This window comes from Pseudidiomarina sediminum DSM 21906, assembly GCF_000423165.1.
Classification (GTDB): domain Bacteria; phylum Pseudomonadota; class Gammaproteobacteria; order Enterobacterales; family Alteromonadaceae; genus Pseudidiomarina; species Pseudidiomarina sediminum.
Map to the genome: position 1 here is coordinate 1 of NZ_AUHL01000013.1, position 20,168 is coordinate 20,168.

15 protein-coding genes and 2 tRNA genes are annotated in these 20,168 nt (G+C 47.7%); all 17 read left to right on the forward strand.

The annotated features are described in order from the left end of the window. Positions 1 to 271 precede the first annotated feature (271 nt). The 17 genes from G535_RS0105210 to nusG (G535_RS0105290) all read left to right on the forward strand — a co-directional run bounded on the left by G535_RS0105210 (position 272) and on the right by nusG (G535_RS0105290) (position 20,073). Positions 272 to 348, forward strand: a tRNA-Trp gene (locus tag G535_RS0105210). A 120-nt stretch (positions 349 to 468) separates the two neighbouring features. After that, entirely contained in the window at positions 469 to 849 is a 381-nt protein-coding gene (gene secE / locus G535_RS0105215; protein ID WP_026861095.1) for a preprotein translocase subunit SecE, read from the forward strand. Between the two features lie 3 nt (positions 850 to 852). Next, positions 853 to 1,395, forward strand: a complete 543-nt coding sequence (nusG, locus tag G535_RS0105220) for a transcription termination/antitermination protein NusG (RefSeq protein WP_026861096.1) — start codon at positions 853 to 855, stop codon at positions 1,393 to 1,395. A 292-nt stretch (positions 1,396 to 1,687) separates the two neighbouring features. Beyond that, positions 1,688 to 2,119, forward strand: coding sequence for a 50S ribosomal protein L11 (rplK, locus tag G535_RS0105225; protein ID WP_026861097.1), 432 nt, complete (start codon positions 1,688 to 1,690; stop codon positions 2,117 to 2,119). 1 nt (position 2,120) lies between these two features. Next, complete coding sequence (rplA, locus tag G535_RS0105230) at positions 2,121 to 2,813, forward strand: 50S ribosomal protein L1 (protein WP_026861098.1); 693 nt, start codon at positions 2,121 to 2,123, stop codon at positions 2,811 to 2,813. Between the two features lie 254 nt (positions 2,814 to 3,067). Further along, positions 3,068 to 3,586 (forward strand): 50S ribosomal protein L10, encoded by a 519-nt coding sequence (gene rplJ / locus G535_RS0105235; protein WP_026861099.1) that lies wholly within the window; start codon positions 3,068 to 3,070, stop codon positions 3,584 to 3,586. Between the two features lie 53 nt (positions 3,587 to 3,639). Then, the gene (rplL, locus tag G535_RS0105240; RefSeq protein WP_026861100.1) at positions 3,640 to 4,017 is read left to right on the forward strand and encodes a 50S ribosomal protein L7/L12; all 378 of its coding nucleotides are present in this window, start codon (positions 3,640 to 3,642) and stop codon (positions 4,015 to 4,017) included. 215 nt (positions 4,018 to 4,232) lie between these two features. Continuing rightward, positions 4,233 to 8,261 carry a DNA-directed RNA polymerase subunit beta gene (gene rpoB, locus G535_RS0105245; protein WP_026861101.1) on the forward strand — a complete coding sequence of 1,343 codons (4,029 nt, stop codon included), beginning with the start codon at positions 4,233 to 4,235 and terminating at the stop codon, positions 8,259 to 8,261. Between the two features lie 35 nt (positions 8,262 to 8,296). After that, positions 8,297 to 12,535: a DNA-directed RNA polymerase subunit beta' gene (rpoC, locus tag G535_RS0105250; RefSeq protein WP_026861102.1), complete on the forward strand. Its 4,239-nt coding sequence runs from the start codon at positions 8,297 to 8,299 to the stop codon at positions 12,533 to 12,535. Positions 12,536 to 12,632: 97 nt separating this feature from the next. Further along, complete coding sequence (locus G535_RS13850) at positions 12,633 to 14,219, forward strand: serine hydrolase domain-containing protein (protein WP_051206977.1); 1,587 nt, start codon at positions 12,633 to 12,635, stop codon at positions 14,217 to 14,219. A gap of 177 nt (positions 14,220 to 14,396) precedes the next feature. Next, a complete protein-coding gene (gene rpsL, locus G535_RS0105260; protein WP_026861103.1) occupies positions 14,397 to 14,771 on the forward strand; it encodes a 30S ribosomal protein S12 in 375 nt (124 codons plus the stop codon). A 78-nt stretch (positions 14,772 to 14,849) separates the two neighbouring features. Next, the gene (gene rpsG, locus G535_RS0105265; RefSeq protein ID WP_026861104.1) at positions 14,850 to 15,320 is read left to right on the forward strand and encodes a 30S ribosomal protein S7; all 471 of its coding nucleotides are present in this window, start codon (positions 14,850 to 14,852) and stop codon (positions 15,318 to 15,320) included. 30 nt (positions 15,321 to 15,350) lie between these two features. After that, a complete protein-coding gene (fusA, locus tag G535_RS0105270) occupies positions 15,351 to 17,477 on the forward strand; it encodes an elongation factor G (protein WP_026861105.1) in 2,127 nt (708 codons plus the stop codon). 58 nt (positions 17,478 to 17,535) lie between these two features. Further along, positions 17,536 to 18,720 (forward strand): elongation factor Tu, encoded by a 1,185-nt coding sequence (gene tuf, locus G535_RS0105275; RefSeq protein WP_026861106.1) that lies wholly within the window; start codon positions 17,536 to 17,538, stop codon positions 18,718 to 18,720. 229 nt (positions 18,721 to 18,949) lie between these two features. Beyond that, positions 18,950 to 19,026, forward strand: a tRNA-Trp gene (locus tag G535_RS0105280). A 120-nt stretch (positions 19,027 to 19,146) separates the two neighbouring features. Continuing rightward, on the forward strand, positions 19,147 to 19,527 hold the full coding sequence (secE, locus tag G535_RS0105285; RefSeq protein WP_026861095.1) for a preprotein translocase subunit SecE: 381 nt from the start codon (positions 19,147 to 19,149) through the stop codon (positions 19,525 to 19,527). A gap of 3 nt (positions 19,528 to 19,530) precedes the next feature. After that, positions 19,531 to 20,073: a transcription termination/antitermination protein NusG gene (gene nusG, locus G535_RS0105290; RefSeq protein WP_026861096.1), complete on the forward strand. Its 543-nt coding sequence runs from the start codon at positions 19,531 to 19,533 to the stop codon at positions 20,071 to 20,073. Positions 20,074 to 20,168 lie beyond the last annotated feature (95 nt).

Sequence of the window (20,168 nt, forward strand, 5' to 3'; positions counted from 1 at the left end):
CGTACAGTAGGCGCAGGCGTAGTATCTAAGATCTTAGATTAATACGTCGTGTTGCACTGACGCATTTGAAAAGGGAGCTTCGGCTCCCTTTTTTGTTGGGACGTCGTTATTCGTTATTCGATCGCTACGCTTGTCGTTATTTGTGTGTCGCTTCGATTAACGAATAACGAATAACGATTAACGAGTAACGAATAAAGCGTAACGCTCTTGTTTTCACAGGCTTGATCGGTATAATACGGCGTCCGTTTCTGTAAGATAAGCAGAACCCTGCAGGGGTGTAGTTCCAATTGGTAGAACAGCGGTCTCCAAAACCGACGGTTGGGGGTTCGAATCCCTCCACCCCTGCCACATTAAAACGCTATTCGTTAATCGTTATCCGTTAGGGGAAAGCCCGGTAAGCGTTTTGCTTTTAACGAATAGCGATTAGCGAATAACGATTAACGGTTTTTTCAAAAACAGGATTTGATAATGAGTGCTACTTCCGAAACGCAAAGCAGTTCATTTGATAGCATTAAGTGGGTTCTTGCTATTGCGCTTTTAGCTGCCGCTGTAGTGGGTAACTACTACTACGGTGAGACAGTTTCAGTATTGTATCGTGCGATTGCTGTGGTATTGCTAGTTGCTATCGCAGGTGTGGTCGCGGGTATGACGGACAAAGGTCGTCGTTTCCGTAGCTTCGCAAAAGAAAGCCGTACTGAAGTTCGTCGAGTTGTGTGGCCAACGCGTCAGGAAGCAACTCAAACAACCATTATCGTTGTTGTAGCAACAGCTATTGTCTCATTGATTCTGTGGGGCATGGATGCGATTCTAGTACGTGTTGTAGGTTTCTTCACCGGACTGGAGTTTTAAATCATGACTGAATTAAAGAAACGCTGGTATGTTGTGCAAGCCTTCTCAGGCTTCGAGTCACGTGTCGCCCAGTCGCTACGTGAGCACATCAAAATGCACGGCATGGAAGACAAGTTTGGTGAAGTGCTGGTTCCGACCGAAGAAGTCGTTGAAATGAAAGCTGGCCAGCGCCGCAAGAGCGAGCGCAAATTCTTCCCAGGCTACGTACTTGTCGAAATGGCCATGGATGATGAATCATGGCACTTAGTGAAAAGTATTCCACGCGTTTTAGGCTTTATTGGTGGTAAGCAAGATCGCCCAACGCCAATCACTCAAAAAGAAGCTGATGCTATCTTGAACCGCTTGCAAGAATCGGTTGATAAGCCGAAGCCGAAGACCTTGTTCGAGCCAGGTGAAGTGGTGCGTGTTAATGATGGTCCGTTTGCTGACTTTAACGGTACCGTTGAAAGCGTAGATTACGAGAAGAGCCGCTTGACCGTGTCAGTGTCTATCTTCGGCCGCGCAACGCCAGTAGAGCTTGAGTTCGGCCAAGTCGAAAAAGCTTAATTTCGTTATTCGTTAGTCGAACGCTGCGCTTGTCGTTATTCGAAGGAGCGCTTACGCTTTTAACGAATAACGAATAACGAATAACGAATAACGAATAACGAAGAACGAATATAATGGCGGACGTTTTTTGTTCGTCTTGTATTGCATTGGGATGCGAATTTGGCTATAATTCGCCTCCTTTTTTACGTCGGGGAGCCGTTAGAGTAAGTCGCCCCTTGGTTTCATTTGTATTGAAAGATACGTGGAATTAAAGACTTACGAGGCGTTTGACCCAAACCAAGAGGTATATCACATGGCTAAGAAAGTTAGCGCTATCATCAAGCTGCAAGTTGCAGCTGGTGCAGCAAACCCGTCACCTCCTGTTGGTCCAGCACTTGGTCAACACGGTGTGAACATCATGGAATTCTGTAAAGCATTCAACGCTCAAACTGACCAGCTTGAAAAAGGCGCGCCAGTTCCTGTTGAAATTACAGTTTTCGAAGACCGTTCTTTCACGTTCATCACTAAAACTCCTCCAGCTGCGTTCTTGTTGAAGAAAGCTGCAGGTATTAAGAGTGGTTCAGGTCGTCCAAACACTGAAAAAGTAGGTACTGTTACCCGCGCTCAGTTGGAAGAAATTGCTAAGGTTAAAGAGCCAGATTTAACAGCGGCTGACCTTGATGCAGCAGTACGTACTATCGCCGGTTCAGCTCGCGCGATGGGCCTGAATGTGGAGGGTCTGTAAGATGGCTAAATTGACAAAACGTGCACGTTTGATCCGTGAGAAAGTTGAAGTTCGTGACTACGAAATCAACGAAGCGATCACGTTGTTAAAAGAATTAGCAACTGCAAAATTCAAAGAAAGCGTTGATGTTTCAGTAAACTTGGGTATCGACGCTCGTAAATCTGACCAAAACGTTCGTGGCGCAACTGTGTTGCCAAACGGTACAGGTCGTGACGTTCGCGTAGCAGTGTTCACTAGCGGCGCAAACGTTGAGAAAGCTAAAGAAGCCGGTGCTGACATCGTTGGTATGGAAGATTTAGCTGAGCAAGTTAAGAAAGGTGAAATGAACTTCGACGTGGTCGTAGCTTCACCTGACGCGATGCGTGTTGTTGGTCAGTTGGGTCAAATCCTTGGTCCACGTGGTTTGATGCCAAACCCTAAGACTGGCACCGTAACGCCAGACGTTGCTACTGCGGTTCAAAACGCAAAAGCTGGTCAGGTACGTTATCGCAACGATAAAGCGGGTATCATCCACGCTACTATCGGTAAAGTTGACTTCGACAACGATAAGTTGAAAGAGAACTTAGAAGCATTGTTGGCTGCATTGAAGAAAGCGAAGCCTTCTTCAGCAAAAGGTCAGTACATCAAGAAAGTTAGCTTATCAACTACTATGGGCGCTGGCGTTGCCATCGACCAAGGTTCGTTGACGATTTAAGGTTTGTGGGTTGGAGCTGCCACTTCAGTGTTGAAGCTAAGTGAAAGTGGCTCCCGTCCAAGACCGCAGGTGTATCGCGGTAGTTTCTGAGAAGAAACGTAGCGACACTTAATTTCCTGCGCAGATGGTGAAATCCGACTCAGACTCTCTGGGTAAGAGATTCACCGTGACAACGTGGTAGATGCTGTTCTGGTCTACCTATGTGTAACGATAGTTCGCGGCTTTGCCAAGAACTAAAAGAAGAGGTGATATCAGTGGCACTAGGTTTAGCGGGTAAAAAGGCAATCGTTAAAGAAGTTAACGAAGTTGCTACCAACGCTCTATCCGTCGCTGTTGCTGAGTATCGCGGTATGGAAGTTGCGGACATGACCGTACTTCGCCGTCAAGCCCGTGAGCAAGGTGTATATCTGAAGGTTATTCGGAATACCCTAGCGAAGCGTGCGTTTGAAGGTACGAAGTTCGCGGACATGGATGAAGCACTTAAAGGTCCACTTGTTTACGGCTTTTCTTTGGAAGCTCCAGGCGCCTCAGCGCGTTTGTTCAAAGATTTCGCTAAAGAGAACAAGCACCTTAAAGTAACTGCTCTATCTCTCGGTAGCGGGCTGATGGGCGCAGATAAGCTTGATGCAGTAGCATCTCTTCCGACGCGTGACGAAGCATTGGCGAAATTGCTGGCCACCTTCAAGGCACCTGTTAGTAAGTTCGTTCGTACTATTAACGAAGTACCTACTAAGTTTGTGCGTGTGTTGGCGGCAATTAAAGACGCTAAATAGAAGCGGTTTTATTAACCAATTTTTTGTAAATTTTAACCCAGGAGTTTAGAGTTATGGCTCTTACTAAAGAAGATATCTTGAATGCAATCGCTGAAATGCCAGTAATGGAACTGGTTGAGTTGATTGAAGCTGCAGAAGAAAAATTCGGTGTTGACGCATCTGCTGCTGTTGCAGTAGCTGCTGGCCCAGCTGCAGGCGGCGACGCTGCTGCAGAAGAGAAAACTGAATTCGACGTAATCTTGAAATCAGCTGGTTCAAACAAAGTTGGCGCGATCAAAGCAGTTCGCGGCGCAACTGGTCTTGGCCTGAAAGAAGCGAAAGCTATGGTTGAGTCTGCACCTGTTGCTGTTAAAGAAGGCATCAGCAAAGACGAAGCTGAAGAATTGAAGAAGCAGCTTGAAGAAGCTGGTGCAGAAGTTGAAGTTAAATAAGCAACTGCACACAAAAAACTTGGCCGTTTAGGCCTGGGCCTGGTGACTTTTTGAGTCACCAGGCTTTTTGCGCTGTTAAGCATGTATCATTTTTGCCCGTTATTGGGGTGCATGCTCGCGGTGACAAAAACGGGAACGACAAGCTGTCAAAAGTTTGTTTTTAATCATCGACTCCCCGGTGGTTAGGGTCATCAATCAGCTAGCTGAGGAACCCCATGGCGTACTCCTACTCTGAGAAAAAACGTATTCGCAAGGATTTTGGTAAGCGACCTCATGTACTTGAAGTACCTTACTTGTTGTCAATCCAATTAGATTCTTTCAAAAAATTTATTGAGCTGGATCCAGAAGGCAATAATGGCCTGGAAGCAGCTTTCCGCTCAGTATTCCCGATTGCCGCTTATTCAGGTAATTCGGAACTGCAGTACGTGAGCTACCATCTTGGTGAGCCAGTATTTGACGTACAAGAATGTCAAATTCGTGGTATCACTTACTCTGCTCCGCTGCGCGTCAAACTGCGTCTTGTGCTTTATGATAAAGAAGCAGCTGCAGGCACAGTTAAAGACATGCGCGAGCAAGAAGTCTACATGGGTGAGATCCCATTGATGACCGAAAACGGTACCTTTGTTATCAATGGTACTGAACGTGTTATCGTTTCTCAGCTACACCGTTCGCCGGGCGTGTTCTTTGACCATGACAAAGGTAAGACGCACTCTTCGGGCAAGGTACTTTATAACGCACGCGTGATTCCATATCGTGGTTCATGGTTGGATTTCGAATTCGATCCGAAAGACAACGTATTCGTGCGTATTGACCGTCGCCGGAAGTTGCCAGCGTCAATCATTCTACGTGCGCTTGAGTACAGCACTGAAGAAATCCTTGGTATGTTCTTCGAAACCACTTACTTCCAGTTCCGTGGTAAGAAGATTTTCATGCAATTGGTACCTGAGCGTCTACGTGGTGAAACCGCGAAGTTTGATATTAAGAACGATGATGGCGACGTGATCGTTGAAAAAGGCCGCCGTATTACTGCGCGCCATATCAAGCAAATTGAAAACTTGAACCAACCAGAAATGGAAGTACCACTTGAGTACTTGGTTGGTAAAGTATTGGCGAAAGACCAAATCGATAAAAAAACTGGCGAAGTCATCGCAGCAGCTAACGCTGAGCTAACGCTCGAGTTACTTGCTGAGTTGCGTGAAGCTGGCTTTAAGAAATTCGAAACCTTGTTCGTGAACGACCTTGATCATGGTCCGTACATGAGCGAAACCTTGCGCATTGATCCAAGCAGTAACCGCTTGGAAGCCTTGGTTGAAATCTATCGCATGATGCGTCCGGGCGAGCCGCCAACAAAAGAAGCAGCTGAAGCCTTGTTCGACAACTTATTCTTCAGCGATGACCGTTATGACTTATCTGCGGTAGGTCGTATGAAGTTCAACCGTCGCCTTGGTCGTGAAGAGTTGACTGGTCCTGGTACGTTAGAGAACCAAGACATCATCGATGTGATGCGTAAGCTGATCGAAATCCGTAACGGTGTTGACGAAGTGGACGATATCGACCACTTGGGTAACCGTCGTATTCGTTCTGTTGGTGAAATGGCCGAAAACCAGTTCCGTGTAGGTCTTGTCCGTGTTGAGCGTGCTGTCAAAGAACGTTTGAGCTTGGGCGACTTAGACAACGTTATGCCACAAGACTTGATTAACGCGAAGCCAATCAGTGCTGCCGTGAAAGAGTTCTTTGGTTCAAGCCAGTTGTCACAGTTTATGGACCAAAACAACCCGTTGTCAGAAGTAACGCATAAGCGTCGTATTTCTGCCTTAGGTCCGGGCGGTTTGACCCGTGAGCGTGCGGGCTTTGAGGTGCGTGACGTACATCCAACGCACTATGGTCGTGTGTGTCCAATCGAAACGCCTGAAGGTCCAAACATCGGTCTTATCAACTCGTTGTCGACGTTCGCACGTACCAATGAGTATGGCTTCTTAGAAACTCCGTATCGTCGTATCGACAACGGCGTAATCACTGATGATGTCGATTATTTGTCAGCGATTGAAGAAGGCCAATACGTTATCGCGCAGGCGAACGTAGCTTTGAACGACAAAGGTGAGTTGATTGAAGACTTAGTTCCTTGTCGTTATAAGAACGAATTTACCTTGATGTCGAAAGAGCAAGTTCAGTATATGGACGTTGCTCCACAGCAGATCGTATCGATCGCGGCAAGCTTGATCCCGTTCCTTGAACACGATGATGCTAACCGTGCTTTGATGGGTTCGAACATGCAACGTCAAGCAGTACCAACCTTACGTGCTGATAAGCCGTTGGTAGGTACCGGTATTGAGCGTACTGTAGCTGTTGACTCTGGTGTAACTGTCGTTGCCAAGCGTGGCGGTGTCGTCGATAAAGTCGATGCTGGTCGTATTGTAGTGAAGGTTAATGAAGATGAAATGGTACCTGGTGAAGCGGGTATCGATATCTACAACCTGATCAAGTATACCCGCTCGAACCAGAATACCTGTATTAACCAGACACCAAACGTGAATGTTGGTGAGCCGGTAATGCGTGGTGATGTTTTGGCAGATGGTCCGTCAACCGACATGGGTGACTTGGCACTAGGTCAAAACTTGCGCGTCGCGTTTATGCCTTGGAACGGTTACAACTTCGAGGATTCAATTTTGATCTCGGAGCGTGTGGTGCAAGAAGATCGCTTGACCACCATCCACATCCAAGAGCTCAGCTGTGTTGCACGTGACACTAAGCTTGGTGCTGAAGAAATCAGTGCTGATATTCCGAACGTCGGTGAGTCTGCGTTGAACAAACTTGACGAATCAGGTGTTGTTTACGTAGGTGCTGAAGTGAGCGGCGGTGATATTCTTGTGGGTAAAGTGACGCCTAAAGGTGAAACGCAATTGACCCCAGAAGAGAAGCTTCTGCGTGCTATCTTCGGTGAGAAAGCATCGGATGTGAAAGACAGTTCATTGCGCGTGCCAAACGGTGTGACGGGTACTGTCATCGATATTCAAGTCTTTACCCGTGATGGGGTTGAGAAAGACAAGCGCGCAATTGACATTGAAAACATGCAATTGGCGCAAGTTAAGAAAGACTTGACCGATGAATTCAAGATCCTTGAACGCGGTATCTTTGAGCGTGCGCGTAGCTTGTTGTTGGCGAACGGTTTTGACGAGTCAAAACTTGCTGGTCTTGACCAAGGTAAGTGGTTAACACAGAACCTTAAGAGTGAAGATGCACAACAGCAGCTTGAACAAATCGCTGAGCAGTACGAAGAACTTCGCACTGACTTCGACAATAAGTTTGAGAACAAGCGTCGTAAAATCACTCAAGGTGATGACCTTGCGCCAGGCGTATTGAAGATTGTCAAAGTGTACTTGGCGGTTCGCCGTCGTATCGCACCAGGTGATAAGTTAGCTGGTCGTCACGGTAACAAAGGTGTTATCTCAACCATCGTTCCTGTGGAAGATATGCCACATGACGCAGAAGGTAACCCAGTCGATATCGTACTTAACCCGTTGGGCGTACCATCGCGTATGAACATCGGTCAGATCCTCGAAACGCACCTTGGTTTGGCGGCACGTGGTATCGGTACCAAGATCGAAAAAATGATGAAGCATCAGGCCGAAATCGCTGAAATGCGCGAGTTCTTACAAAAGGTTTATGACCTAGGTGAGACGCGCCAAGAAGTTAATTTGGCTGACTTCAGTGATGACGAAGTGATGCGTCTTGCGCACAACTTGAAGAAAGGTTTGCCAACGGCAACCCCAGTATTCGATGGTGCCATTGAAAGTGAAATTAAAGAACTCCTGAAACTAGGTGACTTACCTGAGTCAGGTCAGATCACTTTGTGGGACGGACGTACTGGTGAACGCTTCGAGCGTGACGTAACTGTCGGTTACATGTACATGCTTAAGCTCAACCACTTGGTTGACGATAAGATGCACGCCCGTTCAACCGGTTCGTACAGCTTGGTTACTCAGCAGCCGCTGGGTGGTAAAGCACAGTTCGGTGGCCAGCGCTTCGGTGAGATGGAAGTGTGGGCATTGGAAGCATACGGTGCAGCTTACACCTTGCAAGAAATGTTAACGGTGAAATCGGACGACGTGAATGGTCGTACGAAGATGTACAAGAACATCGTTGATAACGACTTGCGCATGGAAGCTGGTATGCCGGAATCCTTCAACGTATTGCTGAAGGAGATCCGCTCGCTAGGTATCAACATTGAGTTGGACCAAGACTGAGACCACACCGGACGCTAATTGCCAGGAGATAAATCGTGAAAGACTTATTAAAGTTTTTGAAGCCGTTAAACCAGACTGAAGAGTTCGATGCGATTCGCATCGGACTTGCTTCTCCGGACATGATCCGTAGCTGGTCTTTCGGTGAAGTTAAAAAACCAGAAACGATCAACTACCGTACTTTCAAACCTGAGCGCGACGGCTTGTTCTGTGCGCGTATCTTTGGTCCGGTGAAAGATTACGAATGTTTGTGTGGTAAATACAAGCGTTTGAAGCACCGTGGTGTGATCTGTGAGAAGTGTGGCGTAGAAGTTACCTTGACCAAAGTACGTCGTGAGCGTATGGGTCACATCGAACTTGCTAGCCCAGTTGCGCACATCTGGTTCTTAAAATCATTGCCAAGCCGTATCGGTTTGATGCTTGATATGACCTTGCGTGATATCGAGCGTGTACTTTATTTCGAATCATACGTTGTCACTGAAGGCGGCATGACGTCGCTTGAACGTGGTCAAATCTTGACGGAAGAAGAGTACCTTGACTCACTCGAAGAGCACGGTGACGAGTTTGAAGCGAAGATGGGTGCAGAAGCTGTACTTAGCTTATTGCATCACATTGATATTGAAGGTGATATCAAGCAGCTTCGTGAAGAATTGCCAGAAACCAACTCTGAAACCAAGCGTAAGAAAATCAGCAAGCGCTTGAAGTTGCTCGAGTCATTCCATCAGTCAGGTAATAAGCCTGAGTGGATGATCTTAAAAGTGCTCCCAGTGCTGCCACCAGACTTGCGTCCGTTGGTACCACTTGATGGTGGCCGCTTTGCAACCTCAGATTTGAACGATCTTTATCGTCGTGTAATTAACCGTAACAACCGTTTGAAGCGTTTGTTAGACCTTGCTGCACCGGACATCATTGTTCGTAACGAAAAGCGTATGTTGCAAGAAGCGGTAGATGCTTTGCTTGATAACGGTCGTCGCGGTCGTGCGATTACCGGTACAAATAAACGTCCATTGAAATCGCTTGCGGACATGATCAAAGGTAAACAAGGTCGTTTCCGTCAGAACTTGCTTGGTAAGCGTGTTGACTACTCAGGTCGTTCGGTAATCACCGTAGGTCCTAAATTACGTCTTCACCAGTGTGGTTTACCTAAGAAAATGGCGTTGGAACTGTTCAAGCCATTTATCTACGGTAAGCTTGAAGGCCGAGGTTTGGCGACCACGATCAAAGCTGCGAAGAAGATGGTTGAGCGCGAGATCCCAGAAGTATGGGACGTGCTTGATGAAGTCATCAAAGAACACCCAGTACTTTTGAACCGTGCACCAACCTTGCACCGTTTGGGTATCCAGGCGTTCGAACCTGTTTTGATCGAAGGTAAAGCGATCCAGCTTCACCCGTTGGTTTGTGCGGCCTATAACGCCGACTTCGACGGTGACCAAATGGCGGTTCACTTACCATTGACGTTGGAAGCTCAGCTCGAAGCGCGTGCTTTGATGATGTCGACCAACAACATTCTTTCACCAGCAAGTGGCGACCCGATCATCGTTCCTTCACAGGACGTTGTACTTGGTCTCTACTACATGACGCGTGAGAAAGTTAACGCGAAAGGTGAAGGCATGATCTTCAAAAACGCCAAGGAAGCTGAAAAAGCTTACCGCTCAGGCGCAGCAGAATTGCATGCGCGTGTGAAAGTGCGTTTGCAAGAAGTCGTCATCAGTGAAGACGGTGAACGAACCAACACCAGTACCATTTATGACACGACTGTAGGCCGTGGTATTTTGTCGTTGATTCTGCCTGAAGGTATGCCGTTTGACATGATCAACCAAGCGATGGGTAAGAAACAAATCAGTCGCTTGTTGAATCGTTCATACCGTGACTTAGGCTTGAAGCCGACGGTTATCTTTGCTGACCAAATCATGTATACCGGTTTCCATTACGCAATGGTGGCAGGTGCGTCGGTAGGTATCGACGACATGGTTATCCCTGATGCGAAGAAAGATATTATCGCTGCTGCAGAAGAAGAAGTTGCTGAAATTCAAGAACAGTTTGAGCAAGGTCTTGTAACTGCTGGTGAGAAATACAACAAAGTCATCGATATTTGGTCAACCGCCAACGAGAAAGTTTCTAAAGCAATGATGGAAAACCTCTCGAAGGAAATCGTGATCAACCGTGACGGTGAAGAAGAAGAGCAAGACTCGTTTAACTCTGTCTACATGATGGCCGACTCGGGCGCTCGTGGTAGTGCTGCTCAGATTCGTCAGTTAGCCGGTATGCGTGGTTTGATGGCGAAGCCAGATGGCTCAATCATCGAAACGCCAATCGTTGCGAACTTCCGTGAAGGTTTGAACGTACTTCAGTACTTCATCTCAACTCACGGTGCACGTAAAGGTTTGGCCGATACCGCATTGAAGACAGCGAACTCGGGTTACTTGACCCGTCGTTTGGTTGACGTAGCACAAGACGTGGTCATCGTTGAAGATGACTGTGGTACGCACGATGGCCTCTTTATCAAGCCGTTGATCGAAGGTGGTGACGTTGTAGAACCACTACGTGAGCGTGTACTTGGTCGTGTGGTCTGTGATGATGTTCTTGTTCCAGGTTCAGATGACGTGCTTATTGCGCGTAACACGCTTCTTGATGAGAAGATGTGTGACCTGTTAGAACAAAACTCAATCGACGAAGTTAAAGTTCGCTCGGTCATTACCTGTGACACAGACTTCGGTGTTTGTGCGCACTGTTATGGTCGTGATTTGGCGCGTGGCCACATTGTTAACCAAGGTGAAGCAGTTGGTGTTATCGCTGCCCAATCGATTGGTGAGCCTGGCACACAGTTAACCATGCGTACCTTCCACATCGGTGGTGCGGCATCGCGTGACTCTGCAGCCAACAGCGTACAAGTGAAAAACAACGGTACCTTGAAGTTACACAACGCCAAGTACGTTGAAAACACTGACGGCCATATCGTTATCACCTCACGTTCAACAGAGTTGACCTTGATTGATGAGTTCGGTCGTGAGCGCGAGCGTTACAAAGTACCTTACGGTGCTGTGTTGAAGAAAAACGAAGGTGATACAGTTGAAGGCGGCGAAATTGTTGCCAACTGGGACCCGCACACGCACCCGATTATTACCGAGGTAGCAGGTCGTCTGAAGTTCGTTGACTTGATTGACGGCGTAACCATGACGCGTCAAACGGACGAGCTGACCGGTCTTTCGAGCATCGTTGTACTTGAAACAGGTCAACGTACCAGCGCTGGTAAAGACATGCGTCCAATGGTTAAGTTGGTCGACGAGAAAGGTAACGACGTTAACATCGTTGGTACCGATATGCCTGCGCAGTACTTCTTGCCAGGTAACGCGATCATCAACCTTGAAGATAACGCGGAAGTGAAAGTAGGTGATACGGTTGCACGTATTCCACAAGAAGGTTCAAAAACACGCGATATTACCGGTGGTTTGCCGCGCGTTGCCGACTTGTTCGAAGCGCGTCGTCCGAAAGAGCCTGCAATCTTGGCGGAAATCACAGGTACTGTGAGTTTCGGTAAAGAGACCAAAGGTAAGCGTCGTTTGATCATCACGCCTATGGACGGTGGTGAGCAATACGAAGAGATGATTCCTAAGTATCGTCAATTGAACATCTTCGAAGGTGAGCAAGTGGCTAAAGGTGAAGTTATCGCCGATGGTCCAGAAGCACCACACGATATCTTGCGTTTGCGTGGCGTTAGTGCCCTTGCAAACTACATCGTGAACGAAGTTCAAGAAGTTTACCGTCTACAGGGCGTTAAGATTAACGATAAGCACATCGAAACGATCGTTCGTCAGATGTTGCGTAAAGCGATTATCTTAAGCCCAGGTGAGACTGAACTGCTTGAAGGCGAAATGATGGAGTTGTCAGAAGTGCTTGCGGCCAACGCTGAAGCGGAAGCCAATGGTAAAATGCCAGCGACTTACGAACGTCAGTTGTTAGGTATCACCAAAGCATCACTTTCAACTGAATCGTTTATCTCAGCTGCATCGTTCCAAGAAACGACGCGAGTTCTGACTGAAGCTGCGGTACAAGGTAAGCAAGATCCACTACGTGGTCTGAAAGAAAACGTTATCGTGGGTCGTTTGATCCCAGCGGGTACCGGTTTCGCTTATCACCGTGAGCGTGCGCGCAAGCGTATGGAAGCATTAGCGCAAGGCGAAGTGCCTAAGCTAACTGCGGAAGAAGCAGAGCAGCAACTTGCTGATGCGTTGAACTTCGGAAACGAAGACAATGCAGCGGGTGATAACGCAGAATAAGTGTTAGCGTTTTGTAACACAAAAGGCCAGTCGGTAACTCGACTGGCTTTTTTTATTGGGCTAGGGTGTGAGGTTATTGCAGCAAGGGGTATGACTTATGAAACACTTTCTTAGCCTAGTACTATTATTTACTTTCAGTAGTCCATGTAGCGGCTACGCCAATCAGCTCGATGGCGTGTGGCGCGCTGTATTAACACCGCAACCGCAAATGCGGCTCGTGTTGGGGCTCGATATTGAAGACGGCGTGGCAACCTTCATCAGTCCGAACCAAAGCTCAAAGCGACACGCCCTCGACAGCTTTAGCTATGACGAAGGAAGCGTTAGCTTTAATGTCGACGCGTTTAACGTCACCTTCTCGGGTCAACACACGAACGATCAGATTGTTGGTGAGTTTACCCAAGGGCAAACGTTTCCACTCACTTTTCATCGACTCGATGACGACGACACCGGGCGTCTAGCCTATGAAAAGCAATATCTAGGTACACTTGAGGTGTCGGGGCAAAAGCTACCATTACGTGTCAACGTGGGTGTTACCAAAGGTGGGTTTGTTGGCACCTTGGATAGTCTTGCTCAGCAAAGTTACGGAATTCCCCTCGACGAGCTAACTATTGATGCACAGACTTTGAAGTTTTCGGCCGAAGCGCTTAGTGTGCTCTATCGAGGCGAAAGCAATGACGAAGGCGGCTACCAGGGGCTTTGGGTGCAAGGTATGCCGTATCCACTGACGTTTGCTGAAATCACGGAAGACACGCCACGGCCCGAGCTGCCGAGCTCTGAGATTGGTGACAAAGGCGGTGCTGTCGCAGTACTGACGCCGGACAATGTGGAGGTAACCTATTTCGGTACTCACGATGCGGACACTGCGTATGAAATCGGTTCGGTGTCGAAGACCTTCGTTGCCTATTTGCTTGCGCTGGCGGTACGAAATGATGAGCTAGCGCTCTCCACACCACTGGCGAAGTATTTCCCTGGAGCGCCGAGCACTATTACGCTGGAAAGTTTAGCTACGCATACCAGTGGGCTACCGCGCTTGCCGCAGAATTTGGTTGATGGGGCGGTGCAGCAGAATCCGTATGCGCACTATGACGAGGCTGCACTTCAACAAGCGCTAGCGCAGCAAAGTGTCACGCAAACATCCCATGCCTACTCGAATTATGCGGTCGGTGCACTTGGCGAAGCGCTCGCCAAAGCGCAAGGGGTATCCCTACAAACACTTATGCAGCAACGTATTTTTAAGCCCTTTGCGATGCCGCATAGCCAGTTGGCGTTAACGGCGTCGCCAGTGAATGAAGCGCTTGCAACGCCACACGATATCCAAGGGAACCGTGTCCAGCCATGGCGCTTCCAAGCTTTGGCCGGCGCAGGAGCGGTGGTCGCGACCTTACCTGATATGGTCAATTATGTGCAGCAGTTGCAACAACGTCTGCAACAGGATGACGCACTCAAGCAGCTATTGTTGACGCCTCGAGTCTCGGCGGCGGCATGTTGCCAACAAGCGTTAGGCTGGCTGTTACAAGAAGACCCTGCAGGAAAGGTATTTGCTTGGCATGCAGGGCAGACCGCAGGCTTTGTCAGTTATGTCGGATTTTACCTTGATGGCTCACGGGCGGTGGTGGTCTTAAATAACCAAGTCGCTGATGCCAGAAGTTATGCTGAGTCATTGTTAATCGACACAAAAGACTAACCCACAAGGGCTCGCGATCAGCGAGCCCAATCGTGTCAATCACCGCTTTTCCTTGACAGTCCAATTATTGACCATTAAAATTCGGCCTCCCCGTTATAGACGGGCGTTTAGCTCGTTGTATGGGGAATTGGATTTTTTCACTCTGTTGAGCGACATCAACAAAATCAGGAGTTATTAATGGCAACAGTTAATCAGCTGGTGCGCAAAGGCCGTCATAAGCCGGTTGTTAAGAGCAACGTTCCGGCACTTGAGGCTTGCCCACAGAAACGCGGTGTATGTACCCGTGTTTATACAACCACCCCGAAAAAGCCAAACTCAGCGCTACGTAAAGTATGTCGTGTGCGTTTGACTAATGGTTACGAAGTTTCTTCGTACATCGGTGGTGAAGGTCACAACTTGCAAGAGCACTCTGTCGTATTGATTCGCGGCGGTCGTGTAAAAGACTTGCCAGGTGTTCGTTATCACACAGTGCGCGGCGCGCTTGACTGTGCTGGCGTGAACGACCGTAAACAAGGCCGTTCTAAGTACGGCGCTAAGCGGCCGAAATCTTAACGGTTCTCCGTTAGTAAGGCCAAACACTGTCATTTTGTAAGTTTTGGGGAAACCCTGAATTAATCGGAGAATATTGAGATGCCTAGAAGACGCGTCATTGGTCAACGTAAAATCCTTCCGGATCCTAAGTTCGGATCAGAGTTGTTGGCTAAATTTATCAATGTCGTCATGATTGACGGCAAAAAAGCTGTCGCAGAACAAATCATTTATGGTGCTTTAGATATCTTGGCTGAAAAAACCAAGAAAGACCATTTAGAAATTTTTGAAGAAGCATTGGACAACGTTCGTCCTACAGTAGAGGTTAAGTCTCGCCGTGTTGGTGGTTCGACTTACCAGGTTCCTGTAGAAGTTCGTCCAGTGCGTCGTAATGCACTGGCTATGCGTTGGTTAGTTGATGCCGCGCGTACTCGGGGTGAAAAATCCATGGCTCAGCGCCTAGCAGGTGAAATGCTAGACGCATCAGAAAACAAAGGCTCTGCTGTGAAGAAGCGTGAAGACGTGCACCGTATGGCCGAAGCGAACAAAGCGTTCGCACATTACCGCTGGTAATAAATTCACAGTAAACCCAAAGAGGATTTTATGGCTCGTAAAACATCGATTGAGCGCTACCGTAATATTGGTATCTGTGCTCACGTAGATGCCGGTAAAACAACCACCACCGAGCGTGTTTTGTTTTACACCGGTTTATCACATAAGATCGGCGAGACGCATGACGGTACTGCTACCACAGACTGGATGGCGCAGGAGCAAGAGCGTGGTATTACTATCACCTCTGCTGCAGTAACGTCATTCTGGCGTGGTATGGATGCTCAGTTCCCAGAACACCGCATCAACATCATCGACACCCCTGGACACGTTGACTTCACTATCGAAGTAGAACGTTCTTTGCGTGTACTTGATGGTGCTGTTGTTGTGTTGTGTGGTTCTTCAGGTGTTCAGCCACAGACTGAAACCGTATGGCGCCAAGCAAACAAATATGAAGTTCCACGTATGGTTTTCGTCAACAAGATGGACCGTACTGGTGCTGATTTCTTACGTGTTGTTGGTCAAATCAAAACACGTTTGAACGCGATTCCTGTACCAATTCATTTGAATATCGGTACTGAAGAGAACTTCAAAGGCGTTGTTGACCTGGTGAAGATGAAAGCTATCAACTGGAACGAAGATGACCAGGGCATGACTTTCACTTACGAAGAGATCCCAGCGGATCTTAAAGACGAAGCTGAAGAGTTACACGCTGAATTGGTTGAAGCTGCTGCAGAAGCTAACGAAGACTTGATGAACAAGTACCTCGAAGAAGGCGAACTGACTGAAGCTGAAATCAAAGCTGGTTTGCGTGAGCGTACGTTGAACAACGAAATCGTACTTTGCTTGTGTGGTTCTGCATTTAAAAACAAAGGTGTTCAAGCTGTACTTGACGCCGTTGTTGAATACTTGCCATCACCAACTGAAGTTAAAGCCATTCGTGGTATCTTGCCTGACGAATCTGAAGGTGTTCGTAAGTCTTCTGACGACGAGCCTTTCGCAGCGTTGGCGTTTAAAATCGCGACTGACCCATTCGTGGGTACATTGACGTTCTTGCGCGTTTACTCGGGTGTATTGTCACAAGGTGACACTGTATATAACCCAGTAAAAGATAAGCGTGAGCGTATCGGTCGTATGGTTCAGATGCACGCGAACGACCGTCAAGAGATCAAAGAGATCTTGGCAGGTGACATCGCAGCTGCAATCGGCCTGAAAGACGTAACTACGGGTGACACTCTGTGTGATCCAAACAACGTTATCACGCTTGAGCGTATGGAATTCCCTGAGCCGGTAATTTCTGTTGCTGTAGAGCCAAAAACTAAAGCTGACCAAGAAAAAATGGGTATTGCTTTAGGTAAATTGGCAGCAGAAGATCCATCGTTCCGTGTGAAGACTGATGAAGAGACGGGTCAAACCATCATCTCTGGTATGGGTGAGCTTCACCTAGACATCATCGTTGACCGTATGAAGCGTGAGTTCAAAGTTGAATGTAACGTTGGTAAACCACAGGTTGCTTACCGTGAAAGCATCCGCCAAGCGGTGGAAGTTGAAGGTAAATTCGTACGTCAATCAGGTGGTCGTGGTCAGTTCGGTCACGTTTGGATCAAGCTTGAGCCAATGGACTTCGATCCTACGGATGATGAAGTACCAAACTACGAGTTCGTTAACGAAATCGTTGGTGGTGTGGTACCGAAAGAATACATCCCAGCTGTTGACAAAGGTATCCAAGAGCAAATGCAGAACGGTGTACTTGCTGGCTACCCAGTCCTTGGTATCAAAGCAACCTTGTATGATGGTTCTTACCACGATGTTGACTCGTCAGAAATGGCGTTCAAAATCGCTGGTAGCATGGCCTTCAAAAAAGGTGCATTGCAAGCAAGCCCTGCATTGCTTGAGCCAATGATGAAAGTTGAAGTTGTTACCCCTGAAGATTTCATGGGTGACGTAGTTGGTGACTTGAACCGTCGTCGCGGCATCATCGAAGGTATGGAAGATGGCGCTGGTGGTTTGAAAGAAGTTCGTGCACAAGTTCCATTATCGGAAATGTTCGGTTACGCTACTGACCTGCGTTCGCAGACTCAGGGCCGCGCATCTTACGCGATGGAATTCTTGAAGTACGCTGAAGCACCAAACAACGTTGCTGAGCAGGTTATTGCTGCTCGTCAAACGAAAAACGATTAAGTAGAGTCTGGTCCGGTTCTTCGAGGACCGGACTTTTAACTTAAGTTAAGGAAAAGTCATGTCAAAAGAAAAATTTGAACGTTCGAAACCGCACGTTAACGTAGGTACAATCGGCCACGTTGACCACGGTAAAACTACTCTGACTGCTGCAATCACTACTGTATTGGCAAAGACCTACGGTGGTTCAGCGAAAGACTTCGCAGCGATCGATAACGCTCCAGAAGAAAAAGCACGTGGTATCACCATCTCAACGTCACACGTTGAGTATGACACGCCAACGCGTCACTACGCGCACGTCGACTGTCCTGGACACGCTGACTACGTTAAAAACATGATCACTGGTGCTGCTCAGATGGACGGCGCGATCTTGGTAGTAGCGGCAACTGACGGTCCAATGCCACAAACCCGTGAGCACATCTTGTTGTCACGTCAGGTAGGTGTACCGTTCATCGTAGTCTTCATGAACAAATGTGACATGGTAGACGACGAAGAGTTGTTGGAATTGGTAGAGATGGAAGTACGTGAACTTCTATCTGAGTACGATTTCCCAGGTGACGACTTGCCAGTAATTCAAGGTTCAGCGTTGAAAGCGTTGGAAGGCGAAGAGCAGTGGGAAGCGAAAATCATCGAATTGGCAGAAGCTTTGGATACTTACATCCCAGAGCCAGAGCGTGATATCGACAAGCCGTTCATCATGCCAATCGAAGACGTATTCTCGATCTCAGGTCGTGGTACAGTAGTAACTGGTCGTGTAGAGCGCGGTATCGTTCGCACAGGTGACGAAGTAGAAATCGTAGGTATCAAAGATACCACGAAGACTACCGTAACTGGTGTAGAAATGTTCCGTAAGTTGCTTGACGAAGGTCGTGCAGGTGAGAACGTAGGTGCGTTGTTGCGTGGTACTAAGCGTGACGAAATCCAACGTGGCCAAGTATTGGCGAAGCCAGGTTCAATCACTCCACACACTAAGTTTGAAGCAGAAGTGTACGTATTGACCAAAGAAGAAGGTGGCCGTCACACGCCATTCTTCAAAGGCTACCGTCCACAGTTCTACTTCCGTACAACTGACGTAACTGGTGCAGTACAATTGCCAGAAGGCGTAGAAATGGTAATGCCAGGCGACAACTTGAAATTTGTTGTTGACTTGATTCACCCAATCGCGATGGACGAAGGTTTACGCTTCGCAATCCGTGAAGGTGGTCGTACAGTAGGCGCAGGCGTAGTATCTAAGATCTTAGATTAATACGTCGTGTTGCACTGACGCATTTGAAAAGGGAGCTTCGGCTCCCTTTTTTGTTGGGACGTCGTTATTCGTTATTCGATCGCTACGCTTGTCGTTATTTGTGTGTCGCTTCGATTAACGAATAACGAATAACGATTAACGAGTAACGAATAAAGCGTAACGCTCTTGTTTTCACAGGCTTGATCGGTATAATACGGCGTCCGTTTCTGTAAGATAAGCAGAACCCTGCAGGGGTGTAGTTCCAATTGGTAGAACAGCGGTCTCCAAAACCGACGGTTGGGGGTTCGAATCCCTCCACCCCTGCCACATTAAAACGCTATTCGTTAATCGTTATCCGTTAGGGGAAAGCCCGGTAAGCGTTTTGCTTTTAACGAATAGCGATTAGCGAATAACGATTAACGGTTTTTTCAAAAACAGGATTTGATAATGAGTGCTACTTCCGAAACGCAAAGCAGTTCATTTGATAGCATTAAGTGGGTTCTTGCTATTGCGCTTTTAGCTGCCGCTGTAGTGGGTAACTACTACTACGGTGAGACAGTTTCAGTATTGTATCGTGCGATTGCTGTGGTATTGCTAGTTGCTATCGCAGGTGTGGTCGCGGGTATGACGGACAAAGGTCGTCGTTTCCGTAGCTTCGCAAAAGAAAGCCGTACTGAAGTTCGTCGAGTTGTGTGGCCAACGCGTCAGGAAGCAACTCAAACAACCATTATCGTTGTTGTAGCAACAGCTATTGTCTCATTGATTCTGTGGGGCATGGATGCGATTCTAGTACGTGTTGTAGGTTTCTTCACCGGACTGGAGTTTTAAATCATGACTGAATTAAAGAAACGCTGGTATGTTGTGCAAGCCTTCTCAGGCTTCGAGTCACGTGTCGCCCAGTCGCTACGTGAGCACATCAAAATGCACGGCATGGAAGACAAGTTTGGTGAAGTGCTGGTTCCGACCGAAGAAGTCGTTGAAATGAAAGCTGGCCAGCGCCGCAAGAGCGAGCGCAAATTCTTCCCAGGCTACGTACTTGTCGAAATGGCCATGGATGATGAATCATGGCACTTAGTGAAAAGTATTCCACGCGTTTTAGGCTTTATTGGTGGTAAGCAAGATCGCCCAACGCCAATCACTCAAAAAGAAGCTGATGCTATCTTGAACCGCTTGCAAGAATCGGTTGATAAGCCGAAGCCGAAGACCTTGTTCGAGCCAGGTGAAGTGGTGCGTGTTAATGATGGTCCGTTTGCTGACTTTAACGGTACCGTTGAAAGCGTAGATTACGAGAAGAGCCGCTTGACCGTGTCAGTGTCTATCTTCGGCCGCGCAACGCCAGTAGAGCTTGAGTTCGGCCAAGTCGAAAAAGCTTAATTTCGTTATTCGTTAGTCGAACGCTGCGCTTGTCGTTATTCGAAGGAGCGCTTACGCTTTTAACGAATAACGAATAACGAATAACGAATAACGAA

Excerpts from the sequence above, each read along its gene's own strand:
- secE (WP_026861095.1), top strand. The coding sequence starts at position 19,147 with ATGAGTGCTACTTCCGAAACGCAAAGCAGTTCATTTGATAGCATTAAG.
- tuf (WP_026861106.1), top strand. The coding sequence starts at position 17,536 with ATGTCAAAAGAAAAATTTGAACGTTCGAAACCGCACGTTAACGTAGGT.
- rplL (WP_026861100.1), top strand. The coding sequence starts at position 3,640 with ATGGCTCTTACTAAAGAAGATATCTTGAATGCAATCGCTGAAATGCCA.
- rpsG (WP_026861104.1), top strand. The coding sequence starts at position 14,850 with ATGCCTAGAAGACGCGTCATTGGTCAACGTAAAATCCTTCCGGATCCT.
- nusG (WP_026861096.1), top strand. The coding sequence starts at position 19,531 with ATGACTGAATTAAAGAAACGCTGGTATGTTGTGCAAGCCTTCTCAGGC.
- rpoB (WP_026861101.1), top strand. The coding sequence starts at position 4,233 with ATGGCGTACTCCTACTCTGAGAAAAAACGTATTCGCAAGGATTTTGGT.
- rplA (WP_026861098.1), top strand. The coding sequence starts at position 2,121 with ATGGCTAAATTGACAAAACGTGCACGTTTGATCCGTGAGAAAGTTGAA.
- nusG (WP_026861096.1), top strand. The coding sequence starts at position 853 with ATGACTGAATTAAAGAAACGCTGGTATGTTGTGCAAGCCTTCTCAGGC.
- rplK (WP_026861097.1), top strand. The coding sequence starts at position 1,688 with ATGGCTAAGAAAGTTAGCGCTATCATCAAGCTGCAAGTTGCAGCTGGT.
- G535_RS13850 (WP_051206977.1), top strand. The coding sequence starts at position 12,633 with ATGAAACACTTTCTTAGCCTAGTACTATTATTTACTTTCAGTAGTCCA.
- secE (WP_026861095.1), top strand. The coding sequence starts at position 469 with ATGAGTGCTACTTCCGAAACGCAAAGCAGTTCATTTGATAGCATTAAG.
- rpsL (WP_026861103.1), top strand. The coding sequence starts at position 14,397 with ATGGCAACAGTTAATCAGCTGGTGCGCAAAGGCCGTCATAAGCCGGTT.
- fusA (WP_026861105.1), top strand. The coding sequence starts at position 15,351 with ATGGCTCGTAAAACATCGATTGAGCGCTACCGTAATATTGGTATCTGT.